We start from the raw sequence: 12,074 nt of genomic DNA on the forward strand, positions 1-12,074 counted from the left end.
AACCCCCGTCCATGAGCCGCTCTCCCCTGGTCACGGTGGTGATGCCGCTCTACAACTCCGCCGCGACGGTGCGCGAAAGTCTGGAATCGGTGCTGGCCCAGACCTACACCAACCTCGAGATCCTGGTGGTGAACGACGGCTCCACCGATGATGGGGTGGAGATCTGCCAGGGCTACGAGGATTCTCGCCTGCGGATTGTGCACCAGCGCAATCGTGGTCTGGCGGGCGCCCGCAACACGGGGATCCGCCAGGCCCAGGGGGAGATTCTGGGATTTCTCGACAGTGACGATCTCTGGCTGCCCACCAAGGTGGAGCGCCATCTGGCCCATCTGCAGGCGCGGCCCGAGGTGGGGGTGAGTTTTTCCCGTTCCAGTTTTATTGATGAGGCCTCCAGGCCCATCGGCCTCCACCAGATGCCGACCCTGCGCAATATCACCCCGCAGGTGGTGTTCTGCCGCAATCCGATCGGCAATGGCTCCGCGGTCGTCATCCGCCGGGAGGTCTTTGAGGCCATTCGCTTCACCGCCAATCTCTATGGCACCGAGGAGGATTTCTTCTTCGACGACAGCTTCCGACAGTCCGAAGACATCGAGTGCTGGCTGCGGATCGCCCTCCAGACCCGGTGGCAGATCGAGGGCATTCCCGAACCGCTCACTCTCTACCGGATCAGCAGCGGCGGACTCTCCGCCAACCTGATGCAGCAGTACGCCTCCTGGGAGCGGATCCTGGTGAAGACGGAGGCCACCCACCCCGACTTCATCGCCCGATGGGGCTCCCGGGCCCGGGCCTACCAGCTGCGCTACCTGGCACGGCGGGCCACCCGTCAGCGGGATGGGGCCATGGCCGTGCGCCTGCTGCACCAATCCCTGGCCACCGACTGGAGGGTGCTGCTGGAGGAACCGCGTCGCACCCTGATCACCCTGGTGGCGGCCTACCTGCTGCTGGTGTTGCCGGAGGGTCCCTATCGCTGGCTGGAGGGCCGGATGCTGCGCTCCACCGGCGACAGCCAGAGGCGGCGCATTCAGGGGGAGCTGGGGCCATGAAGATCCTGCTGGTCTGTTCGTCGGGGGGGCATTTCAAGGCCCTGCAGCAACTGGCCGACTTCTGGGGGCGCCATCCCCATCTCTGGATCACCTTCCGCACGCCGACCACGGAAACGGCGCTGGCGGGAGAGGAGGTGCTCTGGGCCCACAGCCCCACCAACCGCAACCTGCCGAATCTGCTGCGCAACCTGGGGCTGGCGCTGCAGGTGATCCGCCGCCGGCGGCCGGATGTGATCGTCTCGACCGGCGCCGGTGTGGGCGTCCCCTTTCTGCTGCTCGGTAAACTGTTCGGATGCAAGACCGTGTTCATCGAGTCCGTGACCCGCATCGAGACCCTGAGCCTCTCGGCGCGGCTCGTTCGGCCGTTTCTTGACATCCTTTACGTGCACTGGCCCCAGTTGCAGCGTCGCTATCCCCGCGCCGAACTTGTCCAGGGCAAGGTGGGATCATGATCCTGGTGAGCGTGGGGACGGAACAGTTCCCGTTCAATCGGCTGATGCAGTGGATGGAGCTGCTGATCCAGCAGGAGCTCATCGATGAGGAGATCGTTGTTCAGTACGGCACCTGCACGTTTCTGCCCAGTGGTGCCACCGTGTACCGGTTAGTGAAGGAGGACTCCTTTCGGGCCCTGGTGGAAAAGGCGCGGGTCGTGATTGCCCATTGTGGTGAAGGAACGGTCCTGTTGCTCGATGAACTGGAGCAGCCCTTCATTCTGGTGCCCCGCAGTGTCCGCTATCAGGAACATGTCGACGATCACCAGGTGGAACTCGCCCTGGCCCTGAAGCAGATGGGTGTGCCGATCGCCTGGGCTCCGGGAGATCTGGTGCGCTTTCTCGAGGCTCCGTTCAAAACGTCCATCAGCGACGTGACCGACAGCTCAGCCCAGACCCTCTGCCGGAGTCTCCGGTCCCACTTCCCGGAGCCATGATGGGCGGCCCCTCCTCCCCGGATCCGTTCGCCAGGACCGTGCGCAACGGTGTGCTGATCCTGCAGCTGCCGCCCCGGCTCACCGTCATCGAAGCCGTGGCCTTCCGCTCCGGATTCGCCGGCTGGCTGGCGGAGGTGGAGGGCCTGCGGCAGGTGGTCCTGGATTTCGGCGGCACGGCCAACATCGACAGCAGCGGCATCGGTGCCCTGGTGGGGGCCATCAAGACGGCCCAGGAGCGCGGGGTCCCGCTGGCCGCCTGGAGCCTGCACCGTCAGGTGTTCCTGGCCCTGCAGATGACGGGACTGGAAAAGGTTCTGCCGATCACGGCCCATTCCGAGGGGCTGCTGCCCCAGCTCTCCCGGGAGGAGGACCAGCGGCCACCGCTCACCCACCCCTCGGTGCGCTCCACCGTCAAGCGCTGCCTGGATGTCGGCGGCGCCCTGGTGGGGCTGGGGGTCACGGCGGTGCTGTTCCTGCCCATCGCCCTGGCGATCCGCCTGGACAGCCCGGGGCCGATCCTGTTCAGCCAGGTGCGCTGCGGCTGGATGGGCCGTCACTTCCGGATCTGGAAGTTCCGCTCCATGGTGAGTGATGCCGAACAGCTGAAGGACCGGGTGGTGAACCAGGCCCAGGGAGCCTTCTTCAAGAATGACAACGACCCCAGGATCACCCGCGTGGGCCGGATCCTGCGCAAGACCAGCCTGGATGAACTGCCCCAGTTCTGGAACGTGCTGATCGGCGACATGAGCCTGATCGGCACCCGGCCCGCCACCCCGGATGAAGTGCGTCGCTACGCCATTCCCAGCTGGCAGCGGTTCGATGTGCGGCCAGGCCTGAGTGGGGAATGGCAGGTGAGCGGCCGATCATCGATCCGGGATTTCGAGGATGTGATCCGGCTGGATCTTCGCTATCAGCAGAAGTGGAGTCTGGGCTACGACCTGAAGCTGATCGTCCGCACCTTTCTGGTGCTGTTCAGCAAGGACTCCGGGGCGGCATGATCGGGCCCCCGCCTTCGGACTCCGATCGGCCCCCCAGCCAGCTCACGGTCAACAGTGATCTCGATGCCATCGAGACGGTGCTCGGCTGGTTTGAGCAACTGAGTGATCCGGCCGTGCCCCCGGAACTCTGGATGCAGGCCCAGCTGGCGCTTGTCGAAGGCTTCACCAATGCCGTGCGCCATGCCCACGCCGGGCTCGACCCTCCGCCGCCGGTCCAGCTGTCGGTGCAGGTGACCAGCGAACAGTTCTGCGTGCAGATCCTCGACCGCGGCGCCCCCTTCGACTTCGAAGCTGCCCTGGCGGCCGTGGCGCAGGCGATCGAGACCAGCGGCCACGATCCCCTCGCCAGGGAGGCCCACTGGGGCCTGGTGATGCTCCTGAAGCTGCGCAGCGCCTACGGATGGACCATCCGCTACCGCCGGATCGATGATGGGACCAACGGCCTGTCCCTGTGCCACCCGATCAGCGCTGATGGGGCGGCAGGAACGTCATCGTGAAGTACTCAGGATGGCAACGGGCTGGCTGAAAGATGGACCAGCGGGTCCAGAGGTGCAGGTAGTGGTTCGTGCCGTCGGGGCCCCGTCCCCAGCCATGGGCGAGGGACTGCCCCCACACGATGCTGTTGGCTTCCAGGGTCTTCCTCCGTTCCGCAGGGAGTGCGCGCAGGTCTCCCCGGTAGAGAATTCTGCGGCCCCGGTAGAAGAAGGCCGCTTCGGTGTTCTTGTCTCGTTGGTGCGCATCGACCAGGAACCACACCTTCTTGCTCTTCTGGAGCAGCCAAAAACTGCGCGAACAGCGTGGCGGGACGGTGTCGTTCTTGTAGCTGTAGAGAAGACCGTGCTGATGGTCCGGAGCCCCGGGTGATGGGGCGACGATCTCCAGACCCATGAGCAGAACGGCTGAGGTGCTGACGGCGAAACGGTGCAACCCTTGCAACCGTGACAGTGGAAACAAAGGCCGCCATTGCTGGTGCAATGGCTGCTGCAATCGGATGCACCGTCAATCTCCAACTACCACTTTAGACCGGCGCCTGGTCGGCTCCGGTCACGGCCCCGGCCCGTGGCTGCGCTCCACTCGCTAACGTCCAACGTGCAGATTGATTCCGGCCGAGGCCACCGTGAAGCGCCAAGCCACCCTGCCCCTGGCTCTGGCCCTGTTCAGCTGCTGTTCCGGGTGGTCGCTGCAGCCCGCGCTGGCCGCCGCCCCGGGCAGCGAGCCGGCAGCGAGTCCGGTGCCGGCAGCGACGACGGTGGAGCCCGCCGCGCCGCCGCTGCAGCTGGTCCTCGACCGCCGGCGGCGGCTGCTGAAGGTGATGGAGGGCGATCGGGAACGGCGCCGCTTCAAGGTGGGGGTGGGCATGCCCGGCTGGGAGACGCCGGTGGGTTCGTTCCGCGTGATCGAGAAGACCGCCTATCCGATCTGGGAGCATCCCGCCAAGGGTGTGCGCATCCCCCCCGGCCCCACCAATCCCCTCGGCTCCCGCTGGATCGGCTTCCACCGCGACTGCAAGGGCCGGCGCGGCTTCAACGGCCAGGAGCACCTGGAGGTCAAGGGATGCGTGACCTCCGGCTTCCACGGCACGCCGAATCGCAACAGCGTCGGCGGTGCCGTGTCCCATGGCTGCGTGCGTCTGTTCGACGAGGACGTCAGGGAGCTGTTCGAGATGGTGCAGGTCGGCACACCGGTGACCGTGCTGCCCTGAGCCCGCCGACGTCGGCAACCGGAGCGCTCCTGGGCAGCCCGTAGAGTTCCAGGCGCACCAGCGATCGAGCGCGGATGAGGGTTCTGTTTGCCGCTGCGGAGTGCGCACCCATGATCAAGGTGGGGGGCATGGGCGACGTCGTGGGCTCCCTGCCACCGGCCCTGGCGGCGCTGGGCCATGACGTGCGGATCATCATGCCGGGCTACGGAAAACTATGGAGTCGGCTGGAGATTCCGGCCGAACCGATGTGGCGGGGCCATGCCATGGGCACGGATTTCGCCATCTACGAAACCCGTCACCCCACCAGTGGTCTGACGATCTATCTGGTGGGCCATCCGGTGTTCGATCCCGAGCGCATCTATGGCGGCGAAGATGAGGACTGGCGCTTCACCTTCTTTGCCAACGCCAGTGCCGAATTCGCCTGGAACGGGGGCTGGAAACCCCAGGTTCTGCACTGCCACGACTGGCATACCGGGATGATCCCGGTGTGGATGCACCAGGACCCGGAGATCAGCACCGTGTTCACCATCCACAACCTCCGCTACCAGGGGCCCTGGCGCTGGAAGCTGGACCGCATGACCTGGTGCCCCTGGTACATGCAGGGCGACCACACCATGGCGGCGGCCCTGCTCTACGCCGACCGGGTGAATGCGGTCTCGCCCACCTACGCGATGGAGATCCGCACGCCCGAGTACGGCGAGCGCATCGACGGCCTGCTCAATTTCATCAGTGGCAAGCTGCGCGGCATCCTCAACGGCATCGACACCGAGGACTGGAATCCCGCCAGCGACGCCACCCTGCCGGCCCCCTTCTCCTCCGGCGACCTCAGCGGCCGCAGCGCCTGCAAGCGGCTGCTGCAGGAACGGATGGGACTGAACGTCAGCCCCCGCTCCTACCTGATGGGGATGGTGAGCCGACTGGTGGACCAGAAGGGGGTGGACCTGCTGCTGCAGGTCGCCGACCGGGTGCTGGCCTACAGCGACAGCCAGTTCGTGGTGCTGGGCACCGGCGACCGGGGCTACGAGTCGGGCCTGTGGCAGATGGCGGCGCGCCACCCGGGCCGCTTCTCGGTGTTCCTCACCTACGACGACGCCCTGTCGCGGCTGATCTACGCCGGCAGCGACGCGTTCCTGATGCCGAGCCGCTTCGAGCCCTGCGGCATCAGCCAGATGCTGGCGATGCGCTACGGCTCAATCCCGGTGGTGCGCCGCGTCGGCGGCCTGGTGGACACCGTGCCCCCCAACGACCCCACCGCCGGCACCGGCACCGGCTACGGCTTCGATCGCTATGAGGCGATCGACTTCTACACCACGATCGTGCGCTCCTGGGAGGCCTACCGCAACGAGCCCAGCTGGCAGGAACTGCAGCGGCGGGCCATGACCACCGACTTCAGCTGGAACCGCTCCGCCCTGGAGTACGACGCCATGTACCGGGAGGTCTGCGGGGTCAAGGAGCCCACCCCCGATGCGGCCCAGGTGGAGCGCTTCTCCCAGGGTCAGGGGGCGGATCCGAGCCTGCTCCATGACGACTCCCGGCCGGAGGGGTCCCCCAAGGAGGCGCCGCCGCCCCAGCGGCCCCGCAACCCCCTGGCCCTGCTGCGCCGCCGCAACGACTCCTGAGCCAGCTCCCCGTGTCCGGCGTCCATGGCTGATCCGGTTCCGCCACCTTCCGAGCTGCCGGCGCCCTACGCGAGCCCCTGGGGCCGGCTTGGCCAGGCCCTGCGGGCCGTGCTGGCCTCCCTGCGCCTGAAGCTGCGGGAACTCTGGCGCCGCAACGGTGAAGGGGATCTGTCGGTGCCGGGCTTCTGGCCGCAAGGGTTGGCACCCCTGTTCTGGCCCCTGCTGCTGGCGGCCCTGCTGGCCCTGCTGCTGGCCCTGGCGGGCCAGGCCTGGCGCGGGCTGAGCCACCGTGCCGCCAGGCCGGCGGCAGGTCCTGCAGCCCCCCTGGTGGCTCCGGCCACCCCGGCGCCACCAGGCATCTCCGCTCCAGCCGCCAGCTCGCCGGGCGGCAGCTCGCCGGTCGCCCTCACGCCGGCCAGCTCCCCGCCCACGGCGATCACCCCGCCGCCCCTATCCAAGGCGGCCCCCATGCCCAGCGCCCCGCCGCCGGCCGACGCCGAGCCGCCGCCCGCCCTGGAACTCGACCCCCTTCTGGCCCTGCTGGCGGAGGATGACCCGCAGCACCTGATCGCCTCGGCCCACCCCGAGCCCGCCCAGGGGCTGCTGGTGCTGACGATGGCGCCGACCTACGCCGCCCTTGCCCCGGCGGGCCGCGGCCGCTGGGCCGAACGCTGGCAGGAGCGCGCCCGGGGGCTGGGCTATGAGCGCCTGGAGCTGGTGGACGGCCAGGGGCGCCTGCTGGCCCGCGGGGCGCTGGTGGGGTCCGGCATGATCCTGCTCGATCCCGGAACTTCAGGTTGATGCTGCTGCCGTTCGAGCCGTTGCGCCAGCTCTGGGGCGAGCCCCTGATGGCCCCCGGAACCGCCCCGCGCGCCCCCATCCGTCGCGTCAGCACCGACAGCCGCGGCGATCTGGCCGGCGCCCTGTTCGTGCCGCTGGTGGGGGAGCGCTTCGATGGTCACCGCTTCGTGGCTGACGCCTTCGCCGCCGGGGCGGCGGCGGCCGTGGTGCAGCGGGACCGGCTGGACGGGTCGGCCCTGGCGGAGCTGGTGACCGGCGGCGGCGGGCCGATCTGGCCCGTGGACGACACCCTGGCGGCCTACCAGCAGCTGGCCCGCCTCTGGCGACGCCAGCTGGGGCTTCCGGTGGTGGCGGTGACCGGTTCGGCCGGCAAGACGACGACGCGGGAACTGATCCGGGCGGCCCTGGCCCCCCTCGGGCCGGTGGTGGCCAGCAGCGGCAACGAGAACAACGACGTGGGGGCGCCGCTCACGGTCCTGAAGGCCGACACCGGCACCGCGGCCCTGGTGGTGGAGATGGGAATGCGGGGCCTGGGGGAGATCGACCGCCTCAGCCGCTGCGCCGAGCCGGATGTGGCCGTGATCACCAACATCGGCACCGCCCATATCGGCCGGCTGGGCAGCCGGGAGGCGATCGGCCAGGCCAAGTGCGAGATCACCGCTGGACTGGGACCGGAGGGGGTGCTGGTGATTCCCGCCGGGGATCCGCTGCTGGAGCAGTCCCTGGCGCGGGTGTGGCGGGGCCGGGTGGTGCGTGTCGCCCTGGAGGACGAGGCGGCCGACTTCCCGGCGGGGGTGCCGGCGGCGGAGCTGGTGGGCCGCCTGGATGGACGTTCCCTGATCCTGCTGGACGGCCCGAACCTGCCGCTGCCGCTGGAGGGCCGCCACAACGCCCGCAACCTGCTGCTGGCGGTGGCCGTCGCCCGGGAGCTGGGCGTGTCGGCGACGGCCCTCGCCGACCTGGCGGTGGATCTGCCGGGCGGGCGGGCCCGACGCCTGACCCTAGGCGGGGTGGAGCTGCTCGATGAGACCTACAACGCCTCTCCGGAGGCGGTGCTGGCGGCCCTGGAGCTGCTGGCGGCGCCGGGAGGCGCCTGCGAAGGCCGCCGTTATGCGGTGCTGGGCACGATGCTCGAGCTGGGGGAGCGCAGCCTGGAGCTGCACCGCCAGGTGGCGGGCCGGGCCCGGGCCCTGGGGCTCGACGGGCTGGTGATCGTGGCGGCCGAGGCCGAAGCCCAGGCGATGCTCGCCGCCGCCGCCGGATTGCCACGGCTGGCGCGGGCGGCCACGCCCGAGGAGGCGGCCACCGTGCTGCTCGACTGGCTCGAGCCGGGGGATCGGGTGCTGCTCAAGGCCAGCCGCGGGGTGGCCCTGGAGCGGGCGATTGCCGTCCTGGAGGCGGGCCTCGGCCCGGCCGCCTGAAGCATGCCGCTTGATGCGCACTGGTTGATGCGCGTTGCCGCTCCCAGCAGGATGGGGCGACCGCCGACCGCCTCCCGATGGTGAAACCCGTGTTCGTGACCACCACCTTCACGATCGAGGGCTATGCGATCACCTCCTACCGGGGCCTGGTGCGCGGCATCGTGGTGCGCTCTCCCACGCTGGTGCAGGGCTTCCTGGGCGGGCTCAAGCAGATCGTGGGCGGCCGGATCGGGGCCTACACCGAGATGTGCGAGCAGGCCCGGGAACAGGCCTACGAGCAGATGATCCAGCACGCCCGGGCGCTGGGGGCCAATGCGATCGTCGGCACCCGCTACGACGGCTCCGAGGTGCAGGGCGGCACCGCCGCCGCCACCGAGGTGCTCTGCTACGGCACCGCCGTGGTGGTGGAGCCGCGGCCCAGCAGCAGCGGCAGCAGCGCATAGAGGAGCAGCAGGGCCAGATAGACGCCGCCGGCGATCGGGTCGCGGCCGGTGAGGATGTCCTGCAACGGGCGCTGCTGCAGTAGCAGCCCCACCACCAGCTCCGCCGCCAGCATGAACGCCAGGGCGAGGGCTCCGGCGGCTGCCCGGCTGAGGGGGCCGCGGCCGGCCAGCTGCCGCCGCACCACCAGCCGGGCGGCCAGCACCATGGCCAGGGCCATCCACGGCATCTCCAGCAGTTCGGCCAGGGGCTCCCCCAGCCGCGGCACCAGCAGCGGCACCCGCACCGCCCCCAGAACGAAACCGGTGCCGAAGACCAGGGCGAAATAGGTGGTGGCGGCGCGCAGGATTCCCATGGCAGCGGCAGGGCGGCACCACCATGCTCGGCCTCCTGCCCCCCCACGGGCGTCTCTGTCCGATTCTGGAGAGAGCCCGCAGGAGTCGCCCGATGCCTGGTCTATACAGCACAGCCCGGCTCCTGGGGGCCTGGACGGGGGGCGCCATCGCCGCCGCCTCACTCCTGACGGGGGCGACCTTGCCCCTGGTGGCGGCCCCCCACAACCCGCCGCTGCAGGGCACCACCTGGCAGCTGGTGGGGATCCAGTCGATGGATGACGCCCAGGGCCTGAGGCGTCCGCAGGACCCGTCCCGCTACACCCTCTCGCTCCAGGCCGATGGCCGGGCAGTCCTGCAGCTCGACTGCAACCGCGCCACGGGCACCTGGCAGGTGGAGCCCAGCGCCGACCCCGGCAACGGCGGCTTTCGCTTCGGACCCCTCGCCGGCACCAGGGCCCTGTGCCCGGCGTCCAGCCTGGGGGAACCCCTGGCCCGCCAGCTTCCCTTCGTGCGGGGCTACCTGTTGCGGGACGGCCGCCTGAACCTGAGTCTGCTGGCCGATGGCGGCATCCTCATCTGGGAACCCCGCGCCGGCGCCGGGCCCGGCTACAGCAACCGGCCAGATCCGGCGCTGGAGACGGCGATCCTGGCGGCCTCCCCCGACCTGGCCCGCACCCTGGGCAGCGCCGCCGGCGGCATGGGGCGGATCAGCTATGTGCACGGCCGCGTCGACCTCGATGGGGATGGCCGTCAGGACGTGCTCGTCTACCTGATGGGCCCCTACGTCTGCGGCACCGGTGGCTGCACGCTCGAGGTGTTCCGCCAGGAAGCCACCGGCTACCGCCGCATCGCCAGCTTCCCCACCAGCCGCCTGCCGGTGATCGTCCCGGCGGCGGGCCGCAACCGCTGGCGTGATCTCTGGCGCCTGCAATCCGGGGGTGGCGCCCCGCCCACCTGGGTGCGCGAGGTGTTCGACGGCCGGAGCTACCGCAGCAAGGAGCGCCTCCCGGCGGCCGGCGCACCACCGGCGGGCACCGCCGTGCTGAGCGGCGATCCCTCCCTGGCGGACGGGGCGCCGCTGATGCCGCGGCCCTGATCGATCCCGGTGGCCCCGGGCTGGCCCTCAGCCGTCGTCCGCCAGCCGCCAGTGCAGCACCTGGCCGGCATGGAAGGGCACCAGGGTGGTGGCGGCGCCGTCGGCGGCGTTGCCGTGCAGGCGGGGCGGCACCGTGTGGGGCTCCCGCACCAGGGTGATGTGGCCGTCGTTCAGGGGCAGCCCGTAGAAGGCGGGTCCGTGCAGGCTGGCGAAGGCCTCCAGCCGATCCAGGGCCCCCTCCTGCTCGAACACCGCCGCGTAGCTCTCCAGGGCGAAGGGGGCGTTGTAGATGCCGGCGCAGCCACAGGCGCTCTCCTTGGCCGAGCGGGGATGGGGGGCCGAATCGGTGCCCAGGAAGAAGCTGGGCTCCCCTGAGGTGGCCGCCTCACGCAGGGCCAGCCGATGGCGTTCGCGCTTGGCCACCGGCAGGCAGTAGAAGTCCGGCCGCAGCCCGCCCTGGAACATGGCGTTGCGGTTGATGTGCAGGTGGTGGGGGGTGATGGTGGCGGCCAGGTTGGGCCCCGCCTGGCGCACGAAGGCGACGGAGTCGGCGGTGGTGATGTGCTCCAGCACCACCTTCAGGCCCGGATGCCGCGCCAGCAGCGGCGCCAGGTGGCGCTCGATGAACACGGCTTCGCGGTCGAAGATGTCGATCTCGGCGTCGGTCACCTCGCCGTGGATGAGCAGGGGCATGCCGATCCGCTCCATCGTCGCCAGCACCGGCGCGATCCGGGCCAGGTCGGTGACACCGGCGGCGGCGTTGGTGGTGGCATGGGCCGGGTAGAGCTTGCAGGCCGTGAAGACCCCCTCCCGGTGGCCGTGCTCGATCTCCGCAGGATCGATCGTGTCGGTGAGGTAGGCGGTGAGCAGGGGGGTGAAATGGCTGCCGTCCGGCAGGGCCGCCCGGATCCGGGCGCCGTAGGCCATGGCGGCCGCCACCGTGGTGATCGGCGGGCGGAGGTTGGGCATCACGATCGCCCGCCCGAAGCTGCGGGCCGTGGCCGGGGCCACCATCTGCAGCAGGGCCCCATCGCGCAGGTGCACGTGCCAGTCGTCGGGACGGCGCAGCCGCAGCCGCTGGGGCGGGGCGGCGAGCTCCGGCGGGGCCGCGGCCGTCATCGGTGGAGCACCTTGTCGGCGTTGCCCGTGACCAGGTAGCCGCTCAGGGCCAGCAGCAGCACGCTCAGGCTGAAGAAGGCCAGGGAGGGGCCGTCCTTGATCGGCAGGGTGAGCATCGCCTTGAACGCGGACACGATCAGCGCCACCACCAGCACCTTGACCAGTTTCTCCTTCAGCTGGTCGAGGTTGCGGATGTCCAGCAGGCCGCCGCCCCCCTGGTCGAGCTCGCGGGCCGCCTCGATCGGGGAGATCAGCAGTTCGTAGACCCCGTAGCCGAAGATCAGCAGGGCGATGCCGATCAGGTAGAGGTCGATTCCCGAGACGATCGCCCCCAGCAGTTCGGCCACGAAGGTCTTGTCGAGGTGATCGACGTGCCCGAGGGAGAACAGCGCCTTGGCGATCTCCAGGGTGCCCAGCACGAAGGACACCACCGTGCTCACCAGGCTCATCACCACCGGCAGGATGGCGATCAGCCGCAGGCGCCACAGCACCCGCTCGAAGCGTTGCTCCATCCGCTTGAGGCGTCCCTTGAGTGCGGAGGCCATGGGGCGGCGCTGCAATCGCCTAACCC

15 protein-coding genes are annotated in these 12,074 nt (G+C 69.9%); 11 read left to right on the plus strand and 4 right to left on the minus strand.

Translation table 11 applies throughout. From position 1 onward, the window contains the following. Positions 1-11: 11 nt before the first annotated feature. From KBY81_RS02110 to KBY81_RS02130, 5 genes are read left to right on the plus strand one after another with little or no spacing between them, the layout of a single operon-like run. Complete coding sequence (locus KBY81_RS02110) at positions 12-1,043, plus strand: glycosyltransferase family 2 protein (protein WP_254975446.1); 1,032 nt, start codon at positions 12-14, stop codon at positions 1,041-1,043. Next, positions 1,040-1,495 (plus strand): PssD/Cps14F family polysaccharide biosynthesis glycosyltransferase, encoded by a 456-nt coding sequence (pssD, locus tag KBY81_RS02115; protein WP_254975447.1) that lies wholly within the window; start codon positions 1,040-1,042, stop codon positions 1,493-1,495. The genes KBY81_RS02110 and pssD overlap by 4 nt, the downstream gene beginning before the upstream one ends. After that, positions 1,492-1,971 (plus strand): glycosyltransferase, encoded by a 480-nt coding sequence (locus KBY81_RS02120; protein WP_254975448.1) that lies wholly within the window; start codon positions 1,492-1,494, stop codon positions 1,969-1,971. Before pssD ends, KBY81_RS02120 begins: the two co-directional genes overlap by 4 nt. Next, positions 1,971-2,969: a sugar transferase gene (locus KBY81_RS02125; protein ID WP_254975449.1), complete on the plus strand. Its 999-nt coding sequence runs from the start codon at positions 1,971-1,973 to the stop codon at positions 2,967-2,969. Before KBY81_RS02120 ends, KBY81_RS02125 begins: the two co-directional genes overlap by 1 nt. Then, a complete protein-coding gene (locus KBY81_RS02130; RefSeq protein ID WP_254975450.1) occupies positions 2,966-3,466 on the plus strand; it encodes an ATP-binding protein in 501 nt (166 codons plus the stop codon). Before KBY81_RS02125 ends, KBY81_RS02130 begins: the two co-directional genes overlap by 4 nt. On the opposite strand, the gene KBY81_RS02135 is transcribed toward KBY81_RS02130, so the two are convergent. Continuing rightward, on the minus strand, positions 3,432-3,956 hold the full coding sequence (locus KBY81_RS02135; protein WP_254975451.1) for a hypothetical protein: 525 nt from the start codon (positions 3,954-3,956) through the stop codon (positions 3,432-3,434). The genes KBY81_RS02130 and KBY81_RS02135 overlap by 35 nt on opposite strands. Before the next feature lie 130 nt (positions 3,957-4,086). On the opposite strand from KBY81_RS02135, the gene KBY81_RS02140 reads away from it, so the two are divergent. The 5 genes from KBY81_RS02140 (at position 4,087) to KBY81_RS02160 (ending at position 8,955) form a co-directional block, all read left to right on the plus strand. Next, entirely contained in the window at positions 4,087-4,671 is a 585-nt protein-coding gene (locus KBY81_RS02140) for a L,D-transpeptidase (protein WP_219903878.1), read from the plus strand. A 74-nt stretch (positions 4,672-4,745) separates the two neighbouring features. Next, positions 4,746-6,290 (plus strand): glycogen synthase GlgA, encoded by a 1,545-nt coding sequence (gene glgA / locus KBY81_RS02145; RefSeq protein ID WP_106219831.1) that lies wholly within the window; start codon positions 4,746-4,748, stop codon positions 6,288-6,290. A gap of 24 nt (positions 6,291-6,314) precedes the next feature. Next, the gene (locus tag KBY81_RS02150) at positions 6,315-7,091 is read left to right on the plus strand and encodes a hypothetical protein (protein WP_254975486.1); all 777 of its coding nucleotides are present in this window, start codon (positions 6,315-6,317) and stop codon (positions 7,089-7,091) included. Then, positions 7,091-8,512, plus strand: coding sequence for a UDP-N-acetylmuramoyl-tripeptide--D-alanyl-D-alanine ligase (gene murF, locus KBY81_RS02155; protein ID WP_254975452.1), 1,422 nt, complete (start codon positions 7,091-7,093; stop codon positions 8,510-8,512). Before KBY81_RS02150 ends, murF begins: the two co-directional genes overlap by 1 nt. A gap of 77 nt (positions 8,513-8,589) precedes the next feature. Next, positions 8,590-8,955: a YbjQ family protein gene (locus KBY81_RS02160; protein ID WP_254975453.1), complete on the plus strand. Its 366-nt coding sequence runs from the start codon at positions 8,590-8,592 to the stop codon at positions 8,953-8,955. Here KBY81_RS02160 and KBY81_RS02165 read toward each other — a convergent pair. After that, positions 8,898-9,308 carry a hypothetical protein gene (locus KBY81_RS02165; RefSeq protein ID WP_254975454.1) on the minus strand — a complete coding sequence of 137 codons (411 nt, stop codon included), beginning with the start codon at positions 9,306-9,308 and terminating at the stop codon, positions 8,898-8,900. The two genes, KBY81_RS02160 and KBY81_RS02165, sit on opposite strands and share 58 nt — an antisense overlap. A gap of 92 nt (positions 9,309-9,400) precedes the next feature. Here KBY81_RS02165 and KBY81_RS02170 point away from each other — a divergent pair, with 92 nt between their 5' ends. Beyond that, the gene (locus tag KBY81_RS02170; RefSeq protein ID WP_254975455.1) at positions 9,401-10,384 is read left to right on the plus strand and encodes an META domain-containing protein; all 984 of its coding nucleotides are present in this window, start codon (positions 9,401-9,403) and stop codon (positions 10,382-10,384) included. Positions 10,385-10,411: 27 nt separating this feature from the next. On the opposite strand, the gene pyrC is transcribed toward KBY81_RS02170, so the two are convergent. Beyond that, on the minus strand, positions 10,412-11,503 hold the full coding sequence (gene pyrC / locus KBY81_RS02175; protein ID WP_254975456.1) for a dihydroorotase: 1,092 nt from the start codon (positions 11,501-11,503) through the stop codon (positions 10,412-10,414). After that, positions 11,500-12,048: a YqhA family protein gene (locus KBY81_RS02180; RefSeq protein WP_254975457.1), complete on the minus strand. Its 549-nt coding sequence runs from the start codon at positions 12,046-12,048 to the stop codon at positions 11,500-11,502. The genes pyrC and KBY81_RS02180 overlap by 4 nt, the downstream gene beginning before the upstream one ends. Positions 12,049-12,074 lie beyond the last annotated feature (26 nt).

The sequence above is a fragment of the Cyanobium sp. Lug-B genome (assembly GCF_024345635.1).
Taxonomy (GTDB): Bacteria; Cyanobacteriota; Cyanobacteriia; order PCC-6307; family Cyanobiaceae; genus Cyanobium; species Cyanobium minutissimum.

Excerpts from the sequence above, each read along its gene's own strand:
- KBY81_RS02110 (WP_254975446.1), top strand. The coding sequence starts at position 12 with ATGAGCCGCTCTCCCCTGGTCACGGTGGTGATGCCGCTCTACAACTCC.
- pssD (WP_254975447.1), top strand. The coding sequence starts at position 1,040 with ATGAAGATCCTGCTGGTCTGTTCGTCGGGGGGGCATTTCAAGGCCCTG.
- KBY81_RS02120 (WP_254975448.1), top strand. The coding sequence starts at position 1,492 with ATGATCCTGGTGAGCGTGGGGACGGAACAGTTCCCGTTCAATCGGCTG.
- KBY81_RS02125 (WP_254975449.1), top strand. The coding sequence starts at position 1,971 with ATGGGCGGCCCCTCCTCCCCGGATCCGTTCGCCAGGACCGTGCGCAAC.
- KBY81_RS02130 (WP_254975450.1), top strand. The coding sequence starts at position 2,966 with ATGATCGGGCCCCCGCCTTCGGACTCCGATCGGCCCCCCAGCCAGCTC.
- glgA (WP_106219831.1), top strand. The coding sequence starts at position 4,746 with ATGAGGGTTCTGTTTGCCGCTGCGGAGTGCGCACCCATGATCAAGGTG.
- KBY81_RS02150 (WP_254975486.1), top strand. The coding sequence starts at position 6,315 with ATGGCTGATCCGGTTCCGCCACCTTCCGAGCTGCCGGCGCCCTACGCG.
- murF (WP_254975452.1), top strand. The coding sequence starts at position 7,091 with ATGCTGCTGCCGTTCGAGCCGTTGCGCCAGCTCTGGGGCGAGCCCCTG.
- KBY81_RS02160 (WP_254975453.1), top strand. The coding sequence starts at position 8,590 with ATGGTGAAACCCGTGTTCGTGACCACCACCTTCACGATCGAGGGCTAT.
- KBY81_RS02165 (WP_254975454.1), bottom strand. The coding sequence starts at position 9,308 with ATGGGAATCCTGCGCGCCGCCACCACCTATTTCGCCCTGGTCTTCGGC.
- KBY81_RS02170 (WP_254975455.1), top strand. The coding sequence starts at position 9,401 with ATGCCTGGTCTATACAGCACAGCCCGGCTCCTGGGGGCCTGGACGGGG.
- pyrC (WP_254975456.1), bottom strand. The coding sequence starts at position 11,503 with ATGACGGCCGCGGCCCCGCCGGAGCTCGCCGCCCCGCCCCAGCGGCTG.
- KBY81_RS02180 (WP_254975457.1), bottom strand. The coding sequence starts at position 12,048 with ATGGCCTCCGCACTCAAGGGACGCCTCAAGCGGATGGAGCAACGCTTC.